The following is a 26,070-nucleotide window of genomic DNA, read 5'->3' as shown; positions in this document are numbered from 1 at the left end:
CCGAACACCGGCACATGCCCGCCTAAACGATCGAATAGTCTTCGAGCGGAAAGCGTTTCGCTTCGACGAAAGCGTTGCGTGTCGATGTGGGCCGCAGGATCGCAGCCTCACCGTGCTGATTGAAGTAATAGCTTCGCGCAGTCTGGCAACTGCCGCCGTAGAAGACGGAGTCCGCCAGGTTCTCGGTCATCCGGTCGAGGAACTCGGCGTTGGCAGTTTCGGTGACCTCGAATGTTTCCGCGCCGCGCCGTTTCACCTCGCCGAACAGTCGATCCATGTGCTGCATCTGGGATTCGATCGTCGTGAAGTAGGACAATCCGCTGTACGAGTACGGACTGGCGAGCGTGAGGAAATTGGGGAAGTAAGGAACCGCGACCCCTTCGTAGGCCTGGAATCGGTTGTCACGCCACCACTTACCGAGGTTTCGGCCCTCGCGACCGATAACCTCGATGGCCGGAAAGTTCACATCCCAGAGGTTGAAGCCCGTTGCCAGCACCAAGGTGTCGATCTCGGTCTTGCGGCCGTCGGCGGTGACGATTCCGTCGGCAGCAATATGGTCGATCGACGTCGTTTCAAGATGCACATTGTCTTTGGTGAACGTACGGAAGTAGCTGTTGGAGAACGTGGGTCGCTTGCACCCGAAGTCGTAGTCCGGTGTGAGTTGCTTGCGCAGGGTCGCATCTCGTACCTGGGACCGCAGAAACGCGCGTGATGCGGCCGACGCACCCTTGTTCAACAGTTTGACCTGCTTGTAGTGCAGAACTGCGCTGACCATGATCATTTCGAGAATCGACGAACTGACGGCGCGGGCGATTCGCTGCGTGAGCGGAATGCGCGAGAACAGCTTCTGCACTGCGTTGGGGATGGGGACGTCGATCTTGGGAACCACCCAGATCGGCGTGCGCTGGTAGACGGTCAACTCTGCGGCCTGACGCGCCACCTCGGGGATCAACTGCACAGCGGTAGCACCGGTTCCGATGATTGCGGTCTTGGTGCCGGACAGATCGTAGGAATCGTCCCAGGCAGTGGTGTGAATGATCTTGCCGGCGAAGTCGTCGATACCGGGGATGTCCGGCCGATGCGGTTGCGACAGGAAACCCGTCGCAGTCAGGAGGTACTTGGCAGTGATGTCCGGCGCCCCCTCGACGGATACGACCCAGTGCGAGGAATCCTCGTCCCAGCGGGCTCCGTCGACGACGGCACCGAACGTCATGTGCTTACGCAGGTCGTATTTGTCTGCGACGTGATCGGCGTACTTCTTGAGTTCGGCGCCCGGCGCAAAGAGCCTGGACCAGTTCGGATTGGGCTCGAACGAATACGAGTACGTGACCGACGCGATGTCGACAGCCAACCCGGGATAGCGGTTGACGTGCCACGTTCCGCCCAAATCGTCCTCGCGCTCGAGGATCGCCAGCTTGTTCAGGCCCAGCCGCTTGAGTTGAATGGCCGCACCCATTCCGCCGAAGCCCGCCCCCACCACTACTGCGTCGTACTGCACTGTCATCGGAGAATCCCTCTCATGAACTACGCACTCATGAACTGCACATCAGAAAATGACATGCCATTCCGTTATGGAGAACGGTATCATTCTTGACGTGACGAAGGCCATGACCAGAGCGGAACGAAAAAAGGCGGAATTACGCCGCGAGATCATCGACGCATCATTCGAGTGCTTCGCCGAGCGCGGCTATCACGCAACCGGAATTGCCGACATCGCAACAACTCTCGGAATCGGCCACGGGACCTTCTACCGGTACTTCGAGAACAAGCGCGACATCATCGACCACGTCATCGACGACCTGATCGCCAAGATCATCAGCGCACTGGCCACCGAGAATTCACCTGACGCAGCAAGCACTCTGGACGAGTACCGCGCTCAAGTGGGACGGATCGCCGAAGCGCTCCCCCGCATCTTCTTCGACGACCCACGCATCCCGCGGGTTCTGCTTTTCGAGACGACGGGCGTCGATGCCGATCTCACCGGCCGGATGCTCGATCTACTCGATCAGTCGGCATCGTTGACCGCGGCGTACCTGCATCACGGAGTCGAATGCGGCTATCTGCGCGCCGACCTCGACGTCGACAACACTGCACAGGCCGTCAACGGCATGATGCTGGCAAGTGCGATTCAAGGATTGCGAGCCGATTCGTCCGCCGACTGCACGGCACTGAACCAAGCCATCAGCCGCCTCATGTTCGACGGAATCCGCGCCGAGAACGCCTAGCGAACAACAATTCCCTCGGCACGCATCGCATCCTTGACCTGTGGGATGCTCAGATCGCCGAAGTGGAAGACACTTGCTGCGAGAACTGCGTCCGCGCCCGCTTCGACCGCCGGGGCGAAGTGCTCGACCAGGCCGGCGCCGCCACTGGCGATCACCGGTACATGGACCGCCGCCCGGACAGCGCGGATCATCAGCAGGTCGAAGCCGGCCTTGGTGCCGTCGGCATCCATCGAGTTCAGCAGGATCTCCCCCACTCCCAACTCCGCACCACGCTCGGCCCACTCCACCGCGTCGATCCCGGTGCCGCGTTTGCCTCCGTGCGTCGTGACCTCCCAGCCAGACGGTGTATCCGGCTGACCCTGGGGAACGGTGCGGGCATCGACCGAGAGGACGATGCACTGCGAGCCGAAACGCTCACTCAGTTCCTTGAGCAGTTCCGGGCGCGCGATCGCCGCGGTATTGACGCTGACCTTGTCGGCACCGGCACGCAGCAGACGATCGACGTCCGCGACCGTGCGCACCCCACCGCCGACGGTGAGGGGAATGAAAACCTGCTCGGCAGTACGGCTTACGACGTCGAGCATCGTGCCGCGATCCGACGTGGATGCGGTCACGTCCAGGAAGGTCAGTTCGTCGGCACCCTGAGCGTCGTACGCTGCCGCGAGTTCCACAGGATCTCCGGCGTCGCGAAGATTCTCGAAATTGACACCCTTGACCACTCGTCCGGCGTCGACGTCGAGGCACGGAATCACACGAACTGCGAGGGTCATGACTGTGGTCCTCCTGAGGACGAAGCGCGCGGATCACCGAGCGCGTTGAGGATATCGAGAATCTCACCGTGGATGCCCGGGGCGGCGGCGAGCACCGACTCCGATTCTACGGTCCACGGATTGCCGGACAGATCGGTGACCACCCCACCCGCGCCGCGAACGAGCGCGACCCCGGCCGCGTTGTCCCACGCGTTACGGCCGTAGACGATCGCACCGCCCAAGATGCCCGCCGCTGTGAAGGCCAGATCGACTCCGGTGGAGCCGTGTATCCGGATCCGCGAGGACACCTTGCTGATCTCGGCGAGCAGGTCGAGTCGGAAGCTACCGGGAATCCGGCCACGACTGTTGACGTTGAGTGCGCCCAAGCCGACGATCGACGACGCCAGATCGGTTGGCTCCAGCGGCGGTACGGCGATTCCGTTGACCAACAACGGACCGCCGGCACGAGTGGCGTACGTGTGACCGATCAACGGAAGCCAGGTCAATCCGAGCACCGGGACACCGTCGTCGAGAAGCGCCAACAGCGTTCCGGCAGTAGGTAATCCGGCCGAGTAGTTGAAAGTGCCGTCGACGGGGTCGAGTACCCAGACAAGTCCCGAACCGACGTCGGGGCCACCGAATTCCTCGCCGTGCACCTCGATGCCGGTCTGCTCGAACAACTCCGCGCTCAACCGCTTCTCCAGCGCGAGATCGACCTCGGTGGCAAAATCGCCCCAACCCTTGCGGACCGCGCTCGGGGCACCGACACCGGAGACGAACTGATCGTGGACGCCGTCGAGAAGCCGACCCGCAATCGCGAGAAGTTCGTCGAGGTCACGCGTCGGAGTCATCTGGAAAATCTATCCGGAAACTGCTGCCAGTGCTTCGGGGAGTGTGAAGCGACCGGCATAGAGCGCCTTGCCAACGATCGCACCCTCGACACCCTGATCTACCAGGCTGGAAATAGCAAGGAGATCCTCGATGGTCGACACACCGCCTGAGGCGACGACGTGCGCGTCGGTGACCGCGCATACCTGGCTGAGAAGTTCGAGATTAGGTCCGGTGAGCGTGCCGTCCTTGGAGACGTCGGTGACGACATAACGGGTGCAGCCGTCACGGTCCAAACGCGCGAGGGTCTCCCACAGATCCCCGCCGTCGGTGACCCAGCCGCGACCACGGGTGCGGTACTGGCCGTCGACGAGACGAACGTCGAGGCCGACGGCGATCTTGTCGCCGTACTTGGCCAAGGCACGTGCACACCACTCGGGATCTTCGATTGCGGCGGTGCCGAGATTCACGCGAGCACAACCGGTGGCCAGCGCAGCTTCCAGGGAAGCGTCGTCGCGGATTCCTCCGGAGAGTTCCACCTTGACAGTCAGGTCGCCGATGACGCCGGCCAGCAGTTCGCTGTTCGATCCACGCCCGAAAGCAGCGTCGAGGTCGACGAGATGTACCCATTCGGCACCGTCGTTCTGCCACGCAAGAGCGGCGTCGCGGGGCGACCCGTAACCGGTCTCACTTCCCGCCTCTCCTTGCACGAGGCGAACAGCTTCACCGTTGACGACATCTACAGCAGGCAAAAGGACCAGGCTCACGTGCGGTAACCCTAGTGGGTCAGGACCTCGAACCGTCCTCCGGGTCACCGAACGCTTTTCGGGTCATCCGCTTGGATACGACGCCCATTGCCGCAATCGCAGCGACGACCCCCACGAGACCGATCACGAGGCCGACACCCGGCGAGGGTTTGAGCACAACGATGACGACCGTGGCGACCGCCAGCGCAGCCACCGCGGCGCCGAGCGAGAACAACGCCAGACGAGCGAGGGAGAAATTTTCGCCGCGGTTCGATCCGGGTCCCCCGGTCACAAACTCTGCACCCAGTTGCTCAGCAACTCGGCGCCTGCATCGCCGGACTTCTCGGGGTGGAACTGCGTCGCGGACAACGCACCGTTCTCGACGGCAGCGAGAAACTTTCCGCCGTGATCGGCCCACGTCAGCTTCGGGGGCGCAATGTGCTCGGACGGCGCGAGTTCCCAACTCTGCACACCGTAGGAGTGGACGAAGTAGAAGCGGGTATCGGCGTCGATACCCTTGAACAGGGTGCTGGACTCCGGAGCCTCCACGGTGTTCCAGCCCATGTGCGGCAGGACCTCTGCTTGCAGCCTCTCGACGGTGCCGGGCCATTCGCCGCAGCCCTCCGCCTCGACACCGAATTCGACCCCCCGGTCGAACAGAATCTGCATGCCGACGCAGATGCCCAGCACCGGTCGGCCACCGGCCAGGCGTCTGCCGATGATTCGCTCACCCTGGACTGCACGCAGACCTTCCATGCAGGCCGCGAACGCGCCGACCCCGGGCACCACCAGACCGTCCGCAGCCAGTGCCACGTTCATATCGTTGGTCACCTCCACCTGCGCCCCGGTGCGCGCTAAGGCGCGAGTAGCCGAATGCAGGTTGCCGGAGCCGTAATCGAGTACAGCAATCGTGGAAGCGCTCATGCCCCAACTCTATCGGGCAACCCTGGCGCCGATCACTTTGCCGCCTGCGGCCAGTGCCGGGAGGAGAGCAACAACTACCGCGGAGACCGCGAACACCCACGCATAGCCGGCTGCAGTAGCCACGAATCCCAACGCCAGCGCTCCGATTCCGGTGCCGGCGTCATAGCCGATGTTCCAGATCGCGCTCGCGGATCCGAGTTGTCTCGGGCCGGCAGCCTGAAACGCCATGACCAATGATTCGTTCTGCACCGCACCGAAGCCGAGCCCGAAAAGGACCGCCGCACAGAACAAGACCGGTGTCGAACCGCCGTCCACGTTGATCGCGAACAGCACCAATCCGATGGTCGACGACACCAATGCCGGTGCGAGTGTCCGCCCACTGCCGAGGCGGTCAGCGATCAGCCCCGCCGAGTACCGGCCGACCAACATGGACCCACTTGCCGTCGCCAACACCACGCCCGCGACGGCCGCGCGCTCCGAGATGGCGATCGGCAGCAGAGACGACAGCCCGCCGAACGACGCGGACACGCAAGCCAAAGCGAGCACCGGAACCAAGACTGCGAACACACTCAACCGAACGGATTCCCCGGTGGGCTGAGCGAAGATCTTCGGCAACCGGGCAATGGCCACCAGTGCGAGTGCCGGGATAAGCGCACCGAGAACAAACACCGGTGTCGCCGACCACCGCTCCATGAGCGCAAGCCCCAGCGGCAGCCCAGCCATTTGCGACGCTGCGATCGCGATCCCCTGAGCGCCAGTGGCACGGCCGAGAATTCGTTTGGGCGCCAACTCCGCTACCAGTGCACTACCGGCCACCGTCAGCAGGCCGAAACCGATTCCTCGCACCGCGGAAACCGCCAGGACAGGGCCGGCGTCGGCCGAGATCAACAGCACCAACGACGGCGGACCGAGGAGCAGACATCCGACCGCCAGCACGCGCCGATAGCCCTGCGTCCGCAACAACCGAGGCACGAGCAGTTGCGTCACGACCGTGGCCGCCATGAAGACACCGGTCACCGATCCGGCAAGCGCATCCGATCCGCCGGATTGCGCAACCAGCAACGGCACCACCGGCAACAGCAACGACCAGCCACCGAAAGCTGCTGCCGCCATGATCAGGACACCGATCATGCCCGGAGTACGAAGCAACCCCGGCCCCGCCTCTTTCCCCGTCACAGACGCAGTAACTCTTCGCGTCACAGACGCAGTATTTTTTCGCGTCACAGACGCAGTGCGCCCGCTACCGCCGCCAGAACCGCCATCGCGAGGAGGATTCCCGACGCCAGCTTGTTGACCTTGAACATCGAGTAGGCGCCGCCCACAGCAATTCCCGCACCGATGAACAGCAGATAGGTGAAAAGGACGCTCACAGTGTGCCCTTCGTCGACGGCACGCCGCTCACGCGCGGATCCGGCTCGACCGCCTCACGCAGAGCGCGCGCAACGGCCTTGTACTCAGCCTCGGTGATGTGGTGCTGATCGCGACCGTACAGAACCCGAACGTGCAGTGCGATACGCGCATTCAAGGCGATCGACTCGAACACGTGGCGATTGATCACCGCGTGATACGGCACGCCCGGGTACCCGCCGATGACGGAGTGCACCATGTAGTCGGGCTCGCCGGTATGCACGCAGTACGGGCGACCGGAGACGTCGACCGACGCGTGCGCCAGCGTTTCGTCCATCGGGATGAAGGCGTCACCAAAACGACGGATGCCCTTCTTGTCGCCGAGAGCCTGGCCGAGCGCCTGGCCGAAAACGATCGCGGTGTCCTCGACGGTGTGGTGAGCGTCGATCTCGACGTCACCCTTCGCCTTGACGTCGAGATCGAAGCTGGCATGGGTACCCAACGCGTTGAGCATGTGGTCGAAGAACGGAACGCCGGTGGAGACGTCGACGATGCCGGTCCCGTCCAGATTCAGTTCGACGACGATGCTTGATTCCCGAGTTGTTCGTTCGATCCGCGCGATGCGATCGCTCATGCCGTCTCTCCTGAATTCGTGTCGACCAGCTGGGTGCCTGCGATTTCGTCACTGGCCTTGATGAACGCGTCGTTCTCGGCTTCGAGTCCCACGGTGGCCCGCAGATATCCGGGGATGCCGATGTCGCGGATGAGAACCCCGCGGTCGAGGTATTCCTTCCACGCCTGTGCACTGTCGGTGAACTGACCGAACAAGATGAAGTTCGCGTCACTGGGAATCACTCGGAAACCGGTGTCCGCCAGTGCCTTCGACACCCGATCACGCTCGGCGGACAAGGCGTGGACACTGCCGAGGGTCTCGTCGGCGTGACGCAGGGCGGCACGTGCCGCCGCTTGCGTCACCACCGAGAGGTGATAGGGCAAGCGCACCAACAACAGTGCGTCGATGAACGCGGGAGCGGCGGCGAGGTAGCCGAGTCGGCCACCGGCAAACGCGAAAGCCTTGCTCATGGTGCGGGTCACAACCAGCTTGGCCGGGAACTCGTCGATCAGCGTCATCGCGCTGGGGGCAGCGGAGAACTCCGCGTACGCCTCGTCGACGATCACGATGCCCGGCGCCACGTCGAGGATGCGTCGTAGTTCCGCAATACCGACGCTGTGTCCGGTCGGGTTGTTGGGACTGGTCACGAACACGACGTCCGGTCGACGTTCCTCGATCACTGTGACGGCAGCATCCACGTCGAGTGCGAAGTCGTCCCGACGGAAGACCTCGACCCACTCGGTATCGGTCCCGTCGGCGATGATCGGGTGCATCGAGTACGAGGGCACAAAACCCATCGCGCTACGTCCTGGACCTGCGAACGCCTGCAACAACTGCTGCAGAATCTCGTTCGATCCGTTTGCCGCCCAGAGGTTGTCGACGGTGACCGGCACTCCCGTCTGCTTCGACAGGTACGCAGCGAGATCCGTCCGCAGAGCCACGGCATCGCGGTCGGGGTATCGGTGCAGTTCCTTTGCGGCCTCGCGCACGGACTCGGCGACGTCGTCGATGAGCGCCTGCGTCGGCGGATGCGGGTTCTCGTTGGTGTTGAGTTGAACCGGAACCGTCAACTGCGGTGCGCCGTACGCCGACTTGCCACGCAGGTTCTCGCGAATCGGAAGTGCGTCGACCGAAATCGATCCTCCAGGAGCACTACTCATCGCAGAGCTACTCATCGCAAAGCCTCGAATCGCAGGCGCACAGCTTCCCCGTGCGCGGGCAGGTCTTCGGCATTGGCAAGCGTGATGACGTGTCCGGCAACATCTTTCAGAGCCGACTCGGAGTAGTCGATCACGTGGATCCCACGCAGGAAGGTCTGCACGCTCAGACCGGAGGAGTGACGTGCACACCCGGCCGTCGGCAGAACGTGGTTGGAGCCGGCGCAGTAGTCGCCGAGGCTGACCGGCGCCCACGGGCCGACGAAGACGGCACCAGCGCTGGTGACCTGTGCTGCGACACCGGTTGCGTCCTCGGTCTGAATCTCGAGGTGCTCGGCCGCATAGGCGTTGACGACACGCAGACCGGCGGAAACATCGGAGACCAGCACGGTGCCCGACTGACTGCCGGTCAGTGCGGTGGTGACGCGCTCGCGGTGCTTGGTGATCCCGAGCTGCGCGGCCAGGGCCTTGTCGACGGCGTCGGCCAATTCGACGCTGGTGGTGACGAGGACGCTTGCAGCCATGACATCGTGCTCGGCTTGGCTGATGAGATCGGCGGCAACGTGAACCGGATCAGCCGTGTGGTCGGCGAGGATCGCGATTTCGGTCGGTCCGGCCTCGGCGTCGATGCCGACCAGGCCACGGCACAGACGCTTGGCGGCGGTGACGTAGATGTTGCCGGGACCGGTGATCAGGTCTACCGGCACCAACTCGGAGCCATCGGTATCGGTCCCGCCGTAGGTAAGGAGGGCGACGCCCTGTCCGCCGCCGACTGCCCACACCTCGTCGACACCGAGCATGGCTGCGGCGGCAAGGATGGTCGGGTGCGGCAATCCGCCGAAGTCGGCTTGGGGCGGCGAGGCGACAACCAGCGATCCGACGCCGGCAGTCTGAGCCGGCACGACGTTCATGACAACGCTCGACGGGTACACGGCATTACCGCCGGGGACGTACAGCCCGACGCGCTCGACGGGAACCCAACGCTCGGTGACCGTGCCACCCGGGACCACCTCGGTGACAGTGTCCTTGCGACGCTGATCGGCGTGCACCTTGCGGGTGCGCTCGATCGCAACCTCGAGGGCTTCCTTGACGGCCGGGTCGAGTTCACGAAGTGCGCGCTCGAGCTCCGCAGCCGGAACCCGGACCGAAGACGGACGAACGCCGTCGAACTTCTCGCCGAACTCGAGCGCGGCTTCGGCCCCACGATCACGAACGGCTTCGACCATCGGGCGAACCTGATGCAGTACCGCGTCCACATCCACTCCACCTCGGGGAAGCGCGGCGCGAAGTTCGGCCGTGGATGGGGTACGACCACGCAGGTCGGTGCGGGCAAGCATGAGAGTTCCTCTCGTACGCAAACGGGGTGCCTGTGCAAGCGGCAGCAAACCGGTCCGGCATCACAGGCCTGAACAACGCGCCTGAAATACAGAACTGATGTCAATTATCCAGGATAGGCGCACCCCATTTTTCACCGGTCCACCTGCGACGCTCACTGCAGGTCCGGCGCCCGCCGCCCGGCAAGTTCGATCAGCTCGTTCCTTCGAGGTGTTGCCACCGAGATTTCACGGCCGTCATGCAGACGAAAGCGGACCCCGTGGCCGGGAGACGCGAGGATTACCCGCATACCGGGGCCGGTCATCCGAAAACCGATCCCGGAGCCCATCCCGATATGGACTGCAGTTGCGGACACAACTTCGTCCCACCGAAATACCTGACGCAACCCCGGAGACAGCGCGATCATCACCCGTTCGGAGTCTGTGGTGATGATCACGCGCACCTTCCACATGTACGCAGCCAAACCGAAGCAGAAGGTCGCCGACAACACAGCACCGACGTAACCCGCCGGGTCGCCTTCCACGATCGCCGCAAACCCGCAGACAATCACCAAGATAATTCCGAGGACGACGCACAATGCGACCGTCGACCGCCGCAGTAGTGGGCTCAGCGGAATGGACTCGTGAACTTCGTGCACAGCACCCCCACCTCGATCGCCGACAACCCCACCCCGAGGAACGACACCGGGAACACGACCATCCCATTACTCCCGCTTTTATAACAAATACGTCACGCACAGCTAGGGTCCAAAGTCGTGACAGACAGTGACGTGGCCACGACCGCACCTCCGGCCTTGCCGACCCCCGAGCGATCCAGCGGACCGAACCGAGCACGGATCGTTGCGATTGTCGCATCGATCCTCGGCATAGTTTTGTGCGGATCGGTGCCGTTCCTGCCGATCGAACAGGACACGGCCGCCGTCAACTGGCCGCAGGCCGGGTCGACGACAAGCGTCGAGGCGCCATTGGTCTCGTACACACCGTTGCGCATGGAGGCATCGATTCCGTGCGCGTCGATCAGTGAGTTGGCCGCCACCGGCGGAACGCTCGTCTCGACTGCTCCCCCGGGTGCCGCCGATGCGCGCCGCTACGGATTTGTTGCCACTGTCTCCCCCGAATCCTCCGACGCTCCCGCCCGGGTGGACGTTGTCCTGCGCGATCGAGTGTTGCTCTCGACACCCGTCGCTGATCTGCCGACTGGATGCGCACTCACGCTCGCCGCCGAGCCGACCCGAACCACCTTCAGTGCCACCGGTTCCGAACCGCGCGTCATCGAGGGCGACAGCCGGCCACAGGTAGTCGGCGTCTTCAGCGACCTCGATTCGGCGGCAGCCGGTTTGAACGTCTCGATCGAGGCGGACTCTCGCTTCACGTCGAGCCCGTCGGTGATCAAGACTCTCGCCATGATTCTCGGGGCACTCACGGCTGTCGTGTCCCTCTTCGCGCTGCACCGCCTCGACAACCGCGACGGCCGGGGCACACGCAGATTTCTGCCCGCCCGATGGTGGAAGTTCACCGTCCTCGACGGCGTCGTCGTCGGAACGCTGGTGCTGTGGCACTTCATCGGCGCTACCACCACCGACGACGGCTACCAGTTCACGATGGCAAGAGCCTCCGAGCAATCGGGCTACATGTCCAACTACTTCCGGTGGTTCGCGGTCCCCGAAACCCCGTTCGGAACGCCGTATTACAACATCCTCGGACTCCTGGCCCACGTCAGCACCGCAAGCCCCTGGGTCCGTCTGCCTGCTCTGTTGGCAGGCATCATCACCTGGCTCGTCATCAGCCGGGAGGTTGCGCCTCGGCTGGGCGCCGCCATTCGCGGAAATCGACTCGCCCTCTGGACCGGCGCGCTTGTCTTCCTCGCATTCTGGCTTCCGTTCAACAACGGACTGCGCCCCGAACCGATCGTTGCTCTCGGCGTCCTGCTGACCTGGTGCTCGATCGAACGCGCCGTCGCGACGAGACGACTTCTGCCGGTCGCAGTCGCGATCCTGATCGCCGGATTCACCTTGACTGCCGGTCCTTCCGGCCTCATCTGCTTTGCCGCACTCATCGCCGGAATACGCCCGATCATGCGCATCATCATCGAACGTGCGCGCACCATCGGTTACGTCGCGGCTGTCGGGCCACTGCTGGCTGCCGGACTCTCGATCCTCATCCCCGCGTTCGGCGATCAGAGTCTGGCCGCCGTCATCGAGATGCAACGTGTCCACTCGATCTCACCGAATCAGCCCTGGTTCGACGAGTACCTCCGCTATCAGTACCTCTTCAACATCTCCGTCGACGGTTCCCTGACCCGCAGATTCGGTGTGTTCGTCATGGTTCTGTGCCTGGGCGTCTGCACCGCGATGATGTTGCGCAAAGGCGGCCGGATTCCCGGTTTGGCCGCCGGTCCGTCACGCCGCGTCGTGGGGCTGACGATCGGCGCACTGCCACTGCTGATGTTCTCGCCGACCAAGTGGACACACCACTTCGGAATCTTTGCCGGACTCACCGCAGTTCTGGCGATGATGACTGCCGTCGCCGTGGGAACGAAACTCCTGCGTTCGCCGCGCAATCGGGCCCTCTTCGCGGCGGCTGTCCTGTTCCTGCTGGCGGTCGCATTCACCGGCAGCAACAGCTACTACTACGTGTCCAGCTACAGCGTTCCGTGGTGGGACAAGCCGGTGTCGATCGGCGGGCTCGGCGCGAGCACCGTCCTCCTCGGGCTGACCGTGCTGATGCTCGGCGTCGCCGCGTGGTACTTCTTCCGTGAGCCGTACACCGCAGGAAGGGAACCATCCGCGAAGCACGCTCGACTGCTTGCCATCTCGCCACTGACGATCGCCGCAGGTGCCATGGTCCTCTTCGAGGTGCTCTCCATGGCCAAAGGCGCGGTCACCCAATACCCTGCCTACTCGGTGGGCCGCGCGAACGTCGACGCGGTTCTGGGCCAACAATGCGGACTCGCCAATGACGTTCTGCTCGAAACCGATCCGAATGCGTCGATGCTGACCCCCCTCGCCGGCAGCGTAGCCACGGCGCTCTCCGCTGGTGGGGCAACAGGATTCGATCCGAATGGTGTCGCCTCCGACCTTCGAGCCGACAAGGAAGCCACGGCTACCGGCGGCGCGAACACCGTCGACACCTCCGAGGACACCGCCGGTAACTCGGCCGGAACCGGTGGTGGCGCCGGACAGACCGGAGTCAACGGCAGTTCGGTCGCGTTGCCGTTCGGTCTCGACCCGGCGACAACACCGGTCATGGGCAGTTACGGTCAACCGTCCCCCGGCACTCTGACCAGCGATTGGTACCAACTCCCCGACGTGGGTGAGAACGCAACCCGTGGCGACATCATCTCGATTGCAACGGCTGGTCGTGTCCGATCCGTCGACAAGGACGGAATCGTCACTTACGGCCAGAACGTCGAGGTCGAGTACGGCACAGCGCGCGGCGTCGACGACGCGGAAGCAGACGATGTGGAAACACTCGGAAAGATCACACCCCTCGACATCGGGCCGGCACCGTCCTGGCGGAACCTGCGTGTGCCGCTGGCTCAGATTCCCGTCGAAGCCAACAGCATTCGACTTGTCGTCAGCGACTACGACAGCAAGGCCGACCAATGGGTGGCCGTTACCCCGCCACGCGTTCCGAAGACCCAGAAGCTCAACGACGTCGTCGGCTCGCAGGCGCCCGTCATGCTGGATTGGGCTGTCGGCCTGGCATTCCCGTGCCAACGCCCCTTCGATCACAGGGTCGGAATCGCCGAGGTCCCCGAGTACCGGATCCTTCCCGACCATTCCGGCGCGCTCGTGACCAGTGCCTGGCAGGACCACTACGGCGGCGGACCGTTGGGGTGGATCGATCTGCTGCTCAGCGCTCAGACCATTCCGTCGTACCTCGACAACGACTGGGCTCGCGACTGGGGTTCGATCGAGAAGTACACACCGATCGATCCGGGCGCAGTGCCCGCCCAGGTCGACGAAACACGAGTACAGCGTTCCGGAACGTGGACCCCTGGTCCGATGACCATGGTGTTCTGAGCGGGAAGGTTCTGAGTGACGAGGTCCAGTCGCGGGCGGATCGGACGAAACGCCTGCGACTGGACACTTGTATGACTTAGTCTCCCAGACATGGGAGCCCTGTCACGGTCTATCGCGCCTGCGCTGATGGCACTGACGTGCCTGGTCGGGGCGCTTGCCCTTCCCACGCACGCATCGGCTGAGGTACCGGACCATTTCCTCTGGGGCGTTGCCACCTCCGGATTCCAATCGGAAGGATCGTCACCGGACAGCAACTGGTCGAGATACTCCGACTCCGGACGAACCCACGACAAAATCGGTGACTCGGTCGACTTCCGCCATCGCTACGCCGAGGACATCGATCGGGCGGCCGATCTGGGATCGAAGGTTTTCCGATTCGGCGTCGAGTGGGCGCGAGTTCAGCCCACCCCGGGAAACTGGAACGAGACCGAATTCGCGTACTACGACGACGTGGTGGCGCACATCCGCGCGCGGGGCATGACTCCGATGATCACGCTCGATCACTGGGTGTATCCGGGATGGGTTGTCGATCAAGGCGGATGGGCAAATCCGAAGACGGAAGCCGATTGGCTGGTCAACGCAGAGAAGGTAGTCGAGCGGTACTCCGGAATCGGGGCGCTGTGGATCACGATCAACGAGCCGACTGTGTATGTTCAGCGCGAATTGACCTTTGGCGGAATCGCACTCACCCAGGCACCGTCGATGTTCGACTCATTGGTCCGAGTCCACCGGGCGATCTACGACCGCATCCATGTTCTCGATCCCGGTGCCCGTGTGAGCAGTAATTTCTCCTTCATTCCCGGTGTGTCCGAGGCCATCGATTCGGTGTTCACGGATCGAGTGCGCGACAAGCTCGACTTTCTCGGGATCGACTACTACTACGGTGTGGCCCTCGACAATCCGAGTGCCGCGTACGCCGCGCTCGACGAGTTCTACAACGTCACACCACAACCCGAAGGCCTGTACGACGCATTGATGCGCTACTCGGGCAAGTATCCCGAACTCCCCCTCTACATCGTCGAGAACGGCATGCCCACCGACAACGGAGCGCCGCGCGCCGACGGATACACACGCTCGAATCACCTACGAGATCACATCTATTGGATGGAACGCGCCCGAGAAGACGGCGCCGACGTGATCGGCTACAACTACTGGTCCATCACCGACAACTACGAATGGGGTTCGTACCGGCCTCGATTCGGCCTCTACACCGTAGATGTTCTCGGTGATCCCACCGCGACCCGTACCCCGACCGACGGAGTCGACACCTACCGCCGGATCATTCGCGACAACGGCGTCGGCGCCGACTACGTGCCCGTCATGGCCCCGGCTTTCTGCTCGCTCGTCGACCCTCCACGCAGCTGCACGGCTACTCGATGACAGCCGTTTTCCGAATTTCCACCACTCCTCGTCGTTAGGATCCCCCATGCGAACACTGCAAAAGATCGCCGGAACTGCTGCTGCCACAGCTGCCCTGATCCTGGCTGCGGGAGGCGCTGCGACGGCAGTCCCCAACCCGGCCGATTCACCCCGTGAGGCGCAGGCACGTGCCTACATCGACGCCCTCGTCTCCCATGACGTCTCCGATGTTCATTTCGCCCCGGACGCCACGCGCGTCGAAGCCGGAATCAAGACCGGGTTCTCCGGACCGCAGATGACCGCCGACCTCGAAAACGGCATCCAATACCGCGTCATCCAGGGCATACGCGACCTCGAGATGTCGGAAGCCGGGGACATCGTCTCGACCACCTACCTGCTGGACGCGGGAATCGGTGGCACTCGCCTCATGACCGTAGAGATTCGTGAAACCTTCGAAGTCCGTGACGGACTCATCCACGACGTCGTCGCCGACATCATCCCGGTGTCGGTGTCGTAAGGCGCGCCCGATAGCTACTGGGCGATGCACCCGAGACCCGGGTGCACATCGCCGCGAAGGCAGCGGGCGTCGAGTATCCGAGTTCAGACGCAACGGACGTCACACTGGCACCGGCGGAGAGTTTCGGAAGCGCATGAAGAATGCAGGCACGCTGCATCCACGACGACGCGCTCATCCCCGTTTCCGAGATCAGCAAGCGGTGCAGCGTTCGTTCACTGATGTGGAGTCGCCCGGCCCACCGCGCGGGCGAGTCGTGAATCGACGGGCCTGCGAGATACCGCGTGCACAATGCCCGCAATCCCGGGTGCCGAGGCAGCGGAAGTTCCACAGGTAGAGGTGCAAGATCGCGAAGTTCGTGGAGGATCAATTGAACTACTGCGGCCTCACGTCCGTGGGCAGAGATGTCGTCCTCCACCTTCAGCCCGACATCCAGGTCGACCGCAGCGACAAGTAGCTCACGTAGGAGCGGCGAGACCGCGACTACCCGGCACCTGACCGGAAACCAGGGAACTGCGGACGGTTCGATGTAGAGGCTTCGTGTGCTGACGCCGTCCATCGTCACCGCATGCGCGACACCGGCGGGAATCATGATCGCATTGGACGGCAGAACCGTCCACTCACCGTCTTCGGTTTCGACGTTCATCGCACCGTTCACAGCGTAGAGGAACTGGGCTCGTCGATGATCGTGTGCTGCCAGGGCGTGACCGGGTGGGTAGTCGGTTCCGATGGCGAGGACACTGCGAGGTGAGTGATCGACGTCCTTGATCGGAATGTTGCGCACCGGAAAGAATCTACCGAGTCGGTGTCCGATTGACAATGGAATCTGGCGAACCTTCGAATGTGAGCCAGGAGGGAAATCGCTACCGTTCATCACGTGCTTCACTACGCCCTCATCCTGCTCACTTTCGGCGCTTTGACCGGAGTCACCACTGTTCTGTTCGGATTCGGTGGCGGGTTCGTCACCGTCCCAGTCGTTTACGCCGCGTCCGCACTTCGGCCAGACGTCGCCGATCCGATGCACGTCGCCGTCGCGTCCTCGGTTGCAGTGATGGTGGTCAATTCACTCAGTGCCACAGTGGCATTCAGGAAATCAGGACGACTTCGGACGGAGTACATCCGACCTCTGATCGGACCCGTCGCGGTCGGAGCAGCGCTCGGAGCGGTCGCGGCAGGCCACGTCGACGACGGCATCGTCCGGATCCTGTTTGTCCTCTACCTCGTCGTGACGATCCTCGACAGCCTTCTGCGACAAGGGTTTCTGACTCCACCTGAACCTCGCGAACATCTTGACCGTCACGGCGTCCACGCTGTCGGGATAGGCATCGGTGCCGTCGCAAGTTTCCTCGGAGTCGGCGGGAGCGTCATGACGGTGCCGATGATGCGACGCGGCGGAGTTCCGATGGCCGATGCCGCCGCGAGCGCCAACCCGTTGAGCCTGCCTGTCGCCGTCGTCGCGACTGCGGTGTACGCGGCGGCATCCGGACACATCTCTGCTTCGGATCTGTCGGCGGGCAGAGTCGGCGCTGTCGACCTTCTGGCCGTCTGCACGCTTCTCGCCGGCTCTCTGCCTGCGATTGTGCTGAGCCGGCGACTAGTCGGTGCTATTCCGGACCGCGTCCATGCCGGCGCCTACATCGCTCTACTCTGCGTCGTCACGGCAGTGATGATCGCGGCCTAGCGAACGGCGTACCGCAGGTAGATCACGCCGCCGTCGAAGGTTTTCTCCTCGAGCAGTTGCAGATCAAGCCGCTCTTCCGGGAGAGCTCGTAATCCGCCACCGATATTGACCGGACACAGAAACAGTCTCACTTCATCGACCAAACCCGCCGCGAAAGCACTAACCGCAACCGTCGGTCCACCGATCGAGATATCTTGTACCGCTTCGCTCTTGATCGAGCTGACAAAGTCTGCATCGAAGCGCGGGACGATCCTGGTGCGCGCAGTCGACACCTCGTTCAGCGTTGTGGAGTACACGATCTTGTCGATTCCACGCCAGATCCGAGCGAACTCGACGGTCGCCGCCTCGATTCCGGCAAACTCGTCCGGAACCGAAGGTCCTCCTGGCACTGAATAGCCAGACACCGACGTGCCTGCGGGGTCCTCGTGTGGCGTCGTTTCGTGTGCCATCGTTTCCCAGGGAATCATCGTCTCGTACATCCGGCGCCCGAGCAGGTACGTGCCGACTCCCCTCTCGAGCTCGTTGACAAACGAATGGACCTGCGAGTCGGGAACAGCCCAGTCGAAGTTCCCGTCGCTGTCCGCTATGTACCCGTCGATCGAGCAGATCGCCGAGTAAATCAGGCTCACCATCGGTCCACGTGCAGCACGTTGTCGACGGGTTCGCGCGCCGCAGGTTTGAACGTCTCGCCGGTGAAGTACGCCGTCGGGATCAGAGCCGCCTGATGGAATCCGGCCGGAATGCCCAGCAGCTCGGCAACTTCCGCCTCACGCTGCAGGTGCAATGTTGTCCATGCCGTACCGAGCCCACGTGCCCGTGCGGCAAGCGCGTAACTCCACGCAGCCGGGAGTAGAGAACCCCACAGACCGGCTTGGTTCCCCTCCGGCAGCGTCTTGCCCGCCTTGATGCACGGAATGAGAAGGACCGGCACCTCACCCATGTGCTCACCGAGCCACGCGACGCTGGTGCCCACGCGCTGTTGGATCGGCGCGCGATCAGGATCGTCGGCGAAGAGTTTTGCCGCCGAACCGTGAGAAGCAAGGTACTCGTCGGTGACTTCCTTGTAGATCTGCCCGACTGCTGCTCGCAGTGCCGGATCGGTCACCACCATCCACTGCCACCCCTGGCGATTCGAACCGGAGGGCGCTTGCAGGGCGATCTGGAGGCACTCCTTCACCAGATCCAACGGCACGGGACGGGTCAGATCCAGACGCTTTCGAACCGTGCGTGTCGTGGTCAGTAATTCGTCGGGTGTCAGGTCGAGTACGGGGTACGGCGTCATCTCCCGATCATTGCACTGCAGCGAGCAGTGAGCAGTGAGCAGGACAGTCCGTCTACACTTTTCTGATCCCGTGCGTGCTGGTTGTCGGGAGTATTCCCCGATCAAAGGACATTCGACATGAGTTGGCACGTCTGGTTGGCCTTCTTCGGAGCAAGTTGGGTGATCAGCCTGTCACCGGGGGCCGGCGCCATTGCGTCGATGTCGTCGGGGCTTGCCTACGGCCTGCGGCGCGGTTACTGGAACATTTTCGGGCTGCAATTGGGATTGTTGCTGCAGATCGGAATTGTCGCGGCCGGGGTCGGTGCAATTCTCGCCAGTTCGACCGTGGCCTTTTCCTTGATCAAGTGGTTCGGTGTCGTATACCTCGTCTACCTGGGAGTCAGGCAGTGGCGGTCAGCGCCCACCGAAGTGGAGACCGACGAAGCCACCGCGAGCAGTTCCGGCCCGATGATGATGCTTCGCGGATTTCTCGTGAACGCGAGCAACCCGAAGGCCGTCGTTTTCATGCTCGCAGTGCTCCCACAGTTCCTGGACCCGGCGGCACCGCTGCTGCCGCAGTATCTGATCATCGCCGCCACGATGTGCGCAGTCGACGTGATCGTGATGACCGGATACACCGGCCTCGCCGCACGGGTGCTCACCTTGATGCGCTCCCCCAAACAGCAGCGAACCACCAATCGAGTGTTCGCCGGCCTGTTCTTCGGAGCCGCCGGCTTCCTCTCGAGCATCGGGCGTGCAGCGGCTTGATCGGTCACACGGCTTGATCGATCACAGGCCCGCAATCAAGTTGACGACGGACGCCACGATCACCGAACCGAACAGGTACGACAGCAATGCGTGGCCGAGCGCCATCGCGCGCATGTCCGACGACTTCAAGTTGGTGTCGGAAATCGCGAAGCTCATCCCGACCGTGTACGCCACGTAGGCGAAATCGCTGTACCTCGGCGGTTCTTCCTGATTGAAGTCGATTCCTCCGTCGGGGCCCGAGTAGTACAGCCGCGCGTATCCGAGGGCGAAGAGCGTGTGAACCGCCAACCACGAGATCACGACGCTGCCGACTGCGACGGACGCGGCCACGACTTGGTAGTGATGTCCGTCGGGTGCGGCCACGAGCAGGAACGCGATACCGACCAAGCTCGCGACGGCGGCGCCGAGAATCAGCAGGTGTGCGACGTTGCGAGCCGGTTCTTCCCGCGTTGCGTGGCTCGCGGTAAGCGTCGCATCGAAGGGCCAGACCAGAATCCACGTCCACACCGTGAACACCATCGCCGCGACATCCCAGCCGATCAGGAAAGCGAACCGGGGGTAGCCGACCAACGCCGTGACGACACCTGCAGCGACACCGAGCACCAAACCTGTCGACACTCTCAACGCGGGCCCGGCACCCAGCTCACCCCGCGGAACCGGGTTGATCGGGAGGTCGTGCGATCGATCGTTCACGCGCTCAGTCAACCACCGTTCGAAGTGACACGGTGATTACGCGACACGGTGGTTACGTGACACAGAAACTCAGGCGTTGCACGCACCGACTATCGGCTTGCCGTTGAATCTGTCCAGCACGTACTGCAATCCGACGCCGAAGTCCGCCACCGCCGGTGCGAGGTGATTGTTGCCGCTCCCCGGATTCACCGCAGGCAGGGTGTCGGTGAACAACGTCGCCTCGGCCCCACGCGCACACCAGTCCTGAACCAGGCGCCGGGTTTGCTCGTACGGGATGAAATCGTCGTTGAGCGCTCCGTTGACCAGGATCGGCGAGGCCGGGGTTCGACGCCCGATGCGTTGTTCCTCGATCACCTGCTGGATCTCCGGTACCGATTCCACCACGTCGGCAAGGGGTCGTCCGTCCGTGCTCCACGACGCCGTCGACTGCTTCCCGTACTTGGTTCGGGAATCGATGAGGCATTGCCCGGCGACGTCTGCGAGCACGGACCGACCGTAGTCGTTGAGTCGAGATTCGATCGGTTCTCGGGCGGCGGGATAGCGGTCGAGGACACCGTTGATCGTGTAGCCGATCGCGGCCATCAGGCCGGTTCCGTCGATATGACGCAGAACGCTTGCCAGGTCTGCCGGGGGCGCGCTGGCGTAACTCCCGACCAGATTCACCTCAGGCGCGTATTCGGGTGCCAGTTCGGTTGCAGCGGCAGTGGCGCCGCCGCCCTGCGAGTGGCCCCACAGCGCGATCGGATCGTCCTCTCCTGCCTGTGCCAGGGCTCGGGCAGCGCGTGCACCGTCCAACATCGCATGGGCTTCCTCGGCGCGATTGACGTAGGTATGGACGCCTGGTGTTCCGAGTCCGATGTAGTCGGTGACAAACACGCGAACGCCCTGGGCTAGGAAAGCGAAAGCAAAAGCTGACTCGTAGTTGACACCGACACTGTCCACACCGGCGCCGTAGTTCGACGGATTCCCGGGTTCCGCCAGGCGGAGCTGACCGGCAGTGGGAAACATCCTCGACGGCGCGCACTGATCACCTTGGCCCTGCGTGCCCGGACCGATCACCACCGTCGGGCGCGGACCCGCCCCTGACCAGGGGGCAGCCGGCTCCAGGAACGAGCCCGACACGGCAACCTTGGATCCGTGGGTGTCGGTACTCGCGTACAGGATCCGAGTCCCTACACCAGGCACTGCGCCGACGGCGCCGGCAATCGGAAGGGGTTCCGTCCGGATCACCGATCCCGGATCACCCACGTCGCCTGGGCTCGCGTCGTAAAAATCGCTCACCGGTTCGGCGTTCGATATCGGCGTGAACAGCAGCGAGGTCGGCAACAGCGCCGATACCGCAACGGCCGAAATCTTCACCGCCGCGAGGACAACCTTCCGGGTGCTCATGGAAATCCAACGTATAGGCCTCAGTCGATGCGCGGACCGGTTTCGATCTGCGGGACTTCAATCGGTCGGTACCAACTGTTACGCGAGCGGGCCATACCGCTGACCCCCCGATCCCCTGGTTTCACGGCCAGAACCTGATGAATCGTAAGCCTGTGTGGCTCCTCGAAACCCAGCGCACTGGCGGCAAGGTACAGCAACCAGGTACGCACCCGAGGAGCACCGACCTGTAGGACTGCCGCATCCCAGTTCTCGCGAAGGTTCTCCACCCACGCGCGCAGCGTCAGTGCGTAATGCTCACGCAACGCTTCGCTGTCACGTGTCTCGAAACCTGAAAGTTCCAGCGCATCAATGGTTTTACTCAGCGGAAGTATCTCGCCGTCCGGGAAGATGTAGCTGTCGATGAAACTGGGTCCGTCTTCGGCCTTGTCCGACAACGACTTCACCGCTGCGATGGCGTGATTGAGCAGACGCCCCTGCGGCACGAGAAGGCCGTAGAGTTTTGCCGTGTACACCGGCAAATTGACCAGGCCCACATGCTCTGACATCCCGATACTCGAAATCGCCTCGTACGGGCCGTCATCGACGTCGCGGTAGTCCTGCACCCGAATCTCGATGCGATCGGTCAAACCTGCATCGGCAATTCGCCCCTTGGCGTACTCGACTTGCTCGTTACTCAGCGAGACTCCGACGACGTCGACACCGTAGTTCTGAGCGGCGTGTAATGCCATCGATCCCCAACCACAGCCGACGTCGAGCAGTCGCATGCCCGGCTTCAGATCGAGCTTGCGGCAAATCAGGTCCAGCTTCGCGAACTGAGCGGCTTCGAGGGATTCGACCCCCTCCGGCCAGTATCCGCACGAATAGACCATGCTCGGCCCGAGAAACAGTTCGTAGAAGCGATTCCCGACGTCGTAGTGATGGGAGACAGTCGCCGAATCGCGTGATTTGCTGTGCCGTTTGCCTCGCTTACGACGCATCTCGATCGACGGGGGTGATGGCGGTAGACCTACCGCCCCCAAGCCTGCGAAAGTACCGGCGGCGCGCACGATCGAGCGCAACGGCAACGCCGACAATCGATTCTCGCCAAGCCGCGTGACCAGGTCCGGGACGTCGAGGAGCGCAAAGATATCGCCGTCGACGTCAAGATCCCCGGACACGTACGCCCTCGCCAACCCCAATTCGTTGGGAGAGTAGAGGACTCGCCGCAATCCACGCCGATTCCGGAAATGCACCTGTGCGGCGGCGTCCGGCGGGCCTGCCTCGGAACCGTCCCAACAACGCACTCGAATCGGAAGCGGAACCCCGATTACGTCCTCGAAAACTGTCAGAATCTTGGTCGCGGCACCAGTCACAAATCAACCCTCCGACAACAGATGGTTAGCCGATGACAGAAAACTTACGCTCGATGCACGAATCTTTCGCGCCATTTGTCCGAGTTTTGGATAGTGTTCATCGCGGTTTCGGTATTCACCGCTGAGTTCAGGGCTCCACCAGTCCGGCGAGGAATTCCACCAGCAGTCTCTTCGTGACCTCACGTGGCAGCGATTCCACTGCCGCCAGGACGGCCGCCATGTCCAAGGGAGAATCAGAAGAGCCCCGAGGATCCAGCCCCGCCGACGTCAACGCTGCCGCGACGGCATCACTGGGCAACGCAAGAACATCGGCGACGGTGACATCGCCACGTTCAAATGCTCCGGCCAACTCTGCCAGGGCCGGCGGCGCCTCGGCTGCCGCCAAGCCACGAACGTCGTCGGCACCGAGGACGAGTGCGCTGGTCAACTCGCCGAGCACCGACTCGGTCACCGGGGTGACGGTGAGGTGGGTTGTTCGAGGCAACTTCGTCCCGTCGGATTGCGTCGACGCCGGCTGCCCTTGAAGGACGAAACCCCGGGCACCGACAGCGCTCACCCAGCGATGCGGATCCACTCGCCGTTCGAGCGGCACGGAATCGTCGGTAGCGACCGCGAACAGTGGTCCCACCGGCGAGCCCACGACGCGAAGCCCGTCGACGCTCTGGACTGTGTCGACGAGCGCACGGGTCGCCCGATGCGCCCGGGACACCAGTTCGGCATACCCGGGTTGACCGAGGACTTGCGAAATCGCCCACGCCCCGGCCAGGGCAGCAACGGATTTGGAACCGAGAAGAGTGGGATTGACCACCGGATAGCCCGGCCAGTCCGTGAGTCCGAAATACTGCCTGCGATGCAGATCACGCCCTCGGTGCAGCAAAACCGAGACGCCTTTCGGTGAATATCCGTACTTGTGGAAGTCGACCGACATGCTGGTGACACCGGCCACCCGGAAATCCCAGGGCGCCAGATCACCCCACCACGGCAACGCAAGTCCGCCGATGCAGGCATCAACATGCAATGGAATCGACCGTGCACAAGCAACTTCCGCGACTTCGGCAATCGGATCGAGGGCCGCGAACGGGTAATTGGGCGCAGAGACGACGATCAATACCGTGTCGTCCCGCAACGCTGCCGCAATACCTTGTGCGTCAACGCGCCCCGACGTGGGATCCACCGGCACCAGGATCAGTTCCAGTCCGAGCAAGTGCGCCGCCTTGTGGAAAGCGGCATGCGCGGTGGTCGGAAGAACCAGCGAGCCCTCCCCCGGCGGGAGGCCACGGAAGTCGCGAGCGGCCTTGACGGCCAACACACAACTTTCCGTTCCGCCGCTGGTGACATTGCCGACTACCGCCCCTCCTGCTTCTGCGTCTGGATCTGCGGCCGTGTCCGAAGTTCCATGGAGGAACTCGCGCGCGAACGCCACCAGCTCACGCTCCATTACCGCAGTGGAGGGAAACACCGTCGGGTCGAGACCGTTGACGGGCTGAACCAATCGAGCCGCGTCGGCTGCCAACTCGTCGAGGACTGCGAGACCGCTGTCGTACACGTACGACAGAACCCGGCCGCCGTGCGTCGGAGCATCCTGCTCACGAAGCGAACGCAGCCGGCCCAAGATGTCAGCGGCGCGGCTCTCGAGGTTCGCGCTCTCGAGGATTTTGCCCTGAAATGCCTCGACCTGACTGGAACTCATCGTTCACCTGCGTTCTCGTGAGTGGATTCTTGCTCGGTGTGGTAATTCCGCAATACGACCAGACTTATCGCAACCAGGATTGCCGGCACGATCGAGAACCCCAGGGCGATGCCGGTGAGCGCCGATTCCGGTTGTACGACAGTCTCCCCCGCAGTTTTCGAGACAAACCCGGTTACTGCGAGAACACCCAAGAACACGGCAGGCCCGAGGGCCAAACCCGCGGTTTCCGAGGCGGTCCAGATACCACTGAGCGAGCCTCCGCGCTGGCGACCACCGATTCGCGCGTCGTCCTCGATGACGTCCGGGAGCATCGCCAGCGGGAACACCTGCATACCGGCATAGGCAACGCCGGCAAGGGCGACGGCGCCGTAGATCCACGGGCCGGCGTCGAGCGCCGCGAGCGTCAACAACGCCGTCGCCACGACAAACAGAACCGAAGCCACGACGTAACCGCGAAGCTTTCCGTACCGATGGGAGAACCGGTACCACAGTGGCATCACGACGAGGGCCGGCCCGACGAGTGCGACGAACAGCCCGGTGAGTGCACCTTCGTTGCCCATCACATACGTCGCCAGGTATTGCGCACCCGCCAACATCACCGCAGTCGCAAGAGCTTGGAGCACGAATACGCTGACCAGCAATCGGAACGCGCGCGTGCGTCGTATCGCGTCGAATCCGTCCCGATACTGCGAGAGCAACGAGCCTGTCGGGGCATCCGCGTGAGTCACCGTGTGGCGCGCCGCTCCGCGAACTGCCCAGATCATTGCGCCGCACATCAGCGCCGACACTCCGATCGCCATGACGAGATAGCCGCGCGCCCCGCCCCCGGCGGCATCGCGAAGCTCGGGGCCGCCGGCGCCGATGACCAGAATTGTCAGGGCCAACACAGCAATTCGAACCGATACCAAGCGAGTGCGCTCGTGATAATCGCCGGTCAACTCGGTCGGCAACGCGATGTACGGAACCTGAAAGAGACTGTAGGCACTGGCCGCGAGCAGGAAGAAGACGAGCACCCACAACGCCCCGACTCCAGGGCCGGCAGACACGGGAGCCGAGAACGTGAGAATGAAGAGCAAGGGCAGAGCCAGAGCACCTGCGAGCATGAGTGGCACTCGCGTACCAGTTCGATGAGAGCCTCGATCGCTGATCGACCCGATCAGCGGGTCGATCAGGACATCGGCGATTTTCGGAACGATGACCACGAGCGACGCGAGCGCCGCGGTAACCCCGAGCGTGTCGGTCAGGTAGTACGCCAGTACCAGACCTGGCAGAACACCGAATCCGCCCGTGCCGACACTTCCCGCTGCGTATCCGGCCACCACACCACGCGAAAGCCTGTCAGGCGATCTACCTTCACGAAGACGTACCGGTTTGTCTGTAGTCACCGTCCACACACTAATGTCACAACTCCGTAC

Annotated in this window: 26 protein-coding genes; 6 read left to right on the top strand and 20 right to left on the bottom strand. The window is 63.1% G+C overall.

The genetic code is table 11. The features are described 5' to 3' along the window. Window positions 1-22 precede the first annotated feature (22 nt). Window positions 23-1,504: an NAD(P)/FAD-dependent oxidoreductase gene (locus R4P65_RS10485; protein WP_317826434.1), complete on the bottom strand. Its 1,482-nt coding sequence runs from the start codon at window positions 1,502-1,504 to the stop codon at window positions 23-25. A gap of 103 nt (window positions 1,505-1,607) precedes the next feature. Between R4P65_RS10485 and R4P65_RS10480 the strand changes: the two genes are divergently transcribed. Next, complete coding sequence (locus R4P65_RS10480; RefSeq protein WP_269068031.1) at window positions 1,608-2,225, top strand: TetR/AcrR family transcriptional regulator; 618 nt, start codon at window positions 1,608-1,610, stop codon at window positions 2,223-2,225. On the opposite strand, the gene hisF is transcribed toward R4P65_RS10480, so the two are convergent. The 11 genes from hisF to R4P65_RS10425 form a co-directional block, all read right to left on the bottom strand. Next, complete coding sequence (gene hisF, locus R4P65_RS10475; protein WP_095969965.1) at window positions 2,222-2,995, bottom strand: imidazole glycerol phosphate synthase subunit HisF; 774 nt, start codon at window positions 2,993-2,995, stop codon at window positions 2,222-2,224. The genes R4P65_RS10480 and hisF overlap by 4 nt on opposite strands. Beyond that, complete coding sequence (locus R4P65_RS10470) at window positions 2,992-3,825, bottom strand: inositol monophosphatase family protein (protein ID WP_230813418.1); 834 nt, start codon at window positions 3,823-3,825, stop codon at window positions 2,992-2,994. Before R4P65_RS10470 ends, hisF begins: the two co-directional genes overlap by 4 nt. A gap of 9 nt (window positions 3,826-3,834) precedes the next feature. Next, window positions 3,835-4,569 carry a bifunctional 1-(5-phosphoribosyl)-5-((5-phosphoribosylamino)methylideneamino)imidazole-4-carboxamide isomerase/phosphoribosylanthranilate isomerase PriA gene (priA, locus tag R4P65_RS10465; RefSeq protein WP_003942371.1) on the bottom strand — a complete coding sequence of 245 codons (735 nt, stop codon included), beginning with the start codon at window positions 4,567-4,569 and terminating at the stop codon, window positions 3,835-3,837. Between the two features lie 19 nt (window positions 4,570-4,588). Next, window positions 4,589-4,840 (bottom strand): hypothetical protein, encoded by a 252-nt coding sequence (locus R4P65_RS10460; RefSeq protein ID WP_230813419.1) that lies wholly within the window; start codon window positions 4,838-4,840, stop codon window positions 4,589-4,591. Then, entirely contained in the window at window positions 4,837-5,472 is a 636-nt protein-coding gene (gene hisH / locus R4P65_RS10455; protein WP_230813420.1) for an imidazole glycerol phosphate synthase subunit HisH, read from the bottom strand. The genes R4P65_RS10460 and hisH overlap by 4 nt, the downstream gene beginning before the upstream one ends. A gap of 9 nt (window positions 5,473-5,481) precedes the next feature. Then, window positions 5,482-6,603: an MFS transporter gene (locus tag R4P65_RS10450; RefSeq protein WP_317826486.1), complete on the bottom strand. Its 1,122-nt coding sequence runs from the start codon at window positions 6,601-6,603 to the stop codon at window positions 5,482-5,484. 89 nt (window positions 6,604-6,692) lie between these two features. Continuing rightward, window positions 6,693-6,842 (bottom strand): hypothetical protein, encoded by a 150-nt coding sequence (locus R4P65_RS10445; RefSeq protein WP_230813421.1) that lies wholly within the window; start codon window positions 6,840-6,842, stop codon window positions 6,693-6,695. Next, the gene (gene hisB / locus R4P65_RS10440; RefSeq protein WP_003942383.1) at window positions 6,839-7,453 is read right to left on the bottom strand and encodes an imidazoleglycerol-phosphate dehydratase HisB; all 615 of its coding nucleotides are present in this window, start codon (window positions 7,451-7,453) and stop codon (window positions 6,839-6,841) included. The genes R4P65_RS10445 and hisB overlap by 4 nt, the downstream gene beginning before the upstream one ends. Then, window positions 7,450-8,592 (bottom strand): histidinol-phosphate transaminase, encoded by a 1,143-nt coding sequence (locus R4P65_RS10435; protein ID WP_317826485.1) that lies wholly within the window; start codon window positions 8,590-8,592, stop codon window positions 7,450-7,452. The genes hisB and R4P65_RS10435 overlap by 4 nt, the downstream gene beginning before the upstream one ends. An 11-nt stretch (window positions 8,593-8,603) precedes the next feature. After that, window positions 8,604-9,926 (bottom strand): histidinol dehydrogenase, encoded by a 1,323-nt coding sequence (gene hisD, locus R4P65_RS10430; protein ID WP_317826433.1) that lies wholly within the window; start codon window positions 9,924-9,926, stop codon window positions 8,604-8,606. A 152-nt stretch (window positions 9,927-10,078) separates the two neighbouring features. Then, window positions 10,079-10,561, bottom strand: a complete 483-nt coding sequence (locus R4P65_RS10425) for a hypothetical protein (RefSeq protein ID WP_317826432.1) — start codon at window positions 10,559-10,561, stop codon at window positions 10,079-10,081. A gap of 132 nt (window positions 10,562-10,693) precedes the next feature. On the opposite strand from R4P65_RS10425, the gene R4P65_RS10420 reads away from it, so the two are divergent. From R4P65_RS10420 to R4P65_RS10410, 3 genes are all read left to right on the top strand, one after another. After that, window positions 10,694-13,948 carry an arabinosyltransferase domain-containing protein gene (locus tag R4P65_RS10420; RefSeq protein WP_411742535.1) on the top strand — a complete coding sequence of 1,085 codons (3,255 nt, stop codon included), beginning with the start codon at window positions 10,694-10,696 and terminating at the stop codon, window positions 13,946-13,948. A 126-nt stretch (window positions 13,949-14,074) separates the two neighbouring features. Beyond that, window positions 14,075-15,328: a glycoside hydrolase family 1 protein gene (locus R4P65_RS10415; RefSeq protein ID WP_317826483.1), complete on the top strand. Its 1,254-nt coding sequence runs from the start codon at window positions 14,075-14,077 to the stop codon at window positions 15,326-15,328. 46 nt (window positions 15,329-15,374) lie between these two features. Further along, window positions 15,375-15,824, top strand: coding sequence for a hypothetical protein (locus tag R4P65_RS10410; protein WP_317826431.1), 450 nt, complete (start codon window positions 15,375-15,377; stop codon window positions 15,822-15,824). On the opposite strand, the gene R4P65_RS10405 is transcribed toward R4P65_RS10410, so the two are convergent. Then, window positions 15,802-16,605 carry a helix-turn-helix transcriptional regulator gene (locus R4P65_RS10405; RefSeq protein WP_317826430.1) on the bottom strand — a complete coding sequence of 268 codons (804 nt, stop codon included), beginning with the start codon at window positions 16,603-16,605 and terminating at the stop codon, window positions 15,802-15,804. The genes R4P65_RS10410 and R4P65_RS10405 overlap by 23 nt on opposite strands. 93 nt (window positions 16,606-16,698) lie before the next feature. On the opposite strand from R4P65_RS10405, the gene R4P65_RS10400 reads away from it, so the two are divergent. Beyond that, complete coding sequence (locus R4P65_RS10400; RefSeq protein ID WP_317826429.1) at window positions 16,699-17,502, top strand: sulfite exporter TauE/SafE family protein; 804 nt, start codon at window positions 16,699-16,701, stop codon at window positions 17,500-17,502. Here the strand turns inward: R4P65_RS10400 and R4P65_RS10395 are convergent. Further along, a complete protein-coding gene (locus tag R4P65_RS10395; RefSeq protein ID WP_317826428.1) occupies window positions 17,499-18,134 on the bottom strand; it encodes a dihydrofolate reductase family protein in 636 nt (211 codons plus the stop codon). The genes R4P65_RS10400 and R4P65_RS10395 overlap by 4 nt on opposite strands. Then, complete coding sequence (locus R4P65_RS10390; protein WP_124569410.1) at window positions 18,128-18,784, bottom strand: nitroreductase family protein; 657 nt, start codon at window positions 18,782-18,784, stop codon at window positions 18,128-18,130. Before R4P65_RS10390 ends, R4P65_RS10395 begins: the two co-directional genes overlap by 7 nt. A gap of 117 nt (window positions 18,785-18,901) precedes the next feature. Here R4P65_RS10390 and R4P65_RS10385 point away from each other — a divergent pair, with 117 nt between their 5' ends. Then, window positions 18,902-19,531 carry a LysE family transporter gene (locus R4P65_RS10385; RefSeq protein WP_230813430.1) on the top strand — a complete coding sequence of 210 codons (630 nt, stop codon included), beginning with the start codon at window positions 18,902-18,904 and terminating at the stop codon, window positions 19,529-19,531. Window positions 19,532-19,552: 21 nt separating this feature from the next. Here R4P65_RS10385 and R4P65_RS10380 read toward each other — a convergent pair whose 3' ends face one another. The 5 genes from R4P65_RS10380 to R4P65_RS10360 all read right to left on the bottom strand — a co-directional run bounded on the left by R4P65_RS10380 (window position 19,553) and on the right by R4P65_RS10360 (window position 26,049). After that, entirely contained in the window at window positions 19,553-20,224 is a 672-nt protein-coding gene (locus R4P65_RS10380) for a DUF1345 domain-containing protein (RefSeq protein WP_317826427.1), read from the bottom strand. A gap of 69 nt (window positions 20,225-20,293) precedes the next feature. Further along, on the bottom strand, window positions 20,294-21,613 hold the full coding sequence (locus R4P65_RS10375; protein ID WP_317826426.1) for a lipase family protein: 1,320 nt from the start codon (window positions 21,611-21,613) through the stop codon (window positions 20,294-20,296). A 20-nt stretch (window positions 21,614-21,633) separates the two neighbouring features. Further along, a complete protein-coding gene (locus tag R4P65_RS10370) occupies window positions 21,634-22,965 on the bottom strand; it encodes a cyclopropane-fatty-acyl-phospholipid synthase family protein (protein ID WP_317826425.1) in 1,332 nt (443 codons plus the stop codon). A gap of 127 nt (window positions 22,966-23,092) precedes the next feature. Continuing rightward, entirely contained in the window at window positions 23,093-24,655 is a 1,563-nt protein-coding gene (locus R4P65_RS10365) for a pyridoxal phosphate-dependent decarboxylase family protein (protein ID WP_317826424.1), read from the bottom strand. Beyond that, entirely contained in the window at window positions 24,652-26,049 is a 1,398-nt protein-coding gene (locus R4P65_RS10360; RefSeq protein ID WP_230813435.1) for an MFS transporter, read from the bottom strand. The genes R4P65_RS10365 and R4P65_RS10360 overlap by 4 nt, the downstream gene beginning before the upstream one ends. Window positions 26,050-26,070 lie beyond the last annotated feature (21 nt).

It is taken from the genome of Rhodococcus sp. IEGM 1318, assembly GCF_033142465.1.
Taxonomy (GTDB): Bacteria; Actinomycetota; Actinomycetes; order Mycobacteriales; family Mycobacteriaceae; genus Rhodococcus_F; species Rhodococcus_F qingshengii_B.
The sequence above is the reverse complement of the archived record's forward strand: the minus strand, read 5'-3'. Positions and strand labels throughout refer to the sequence as shown.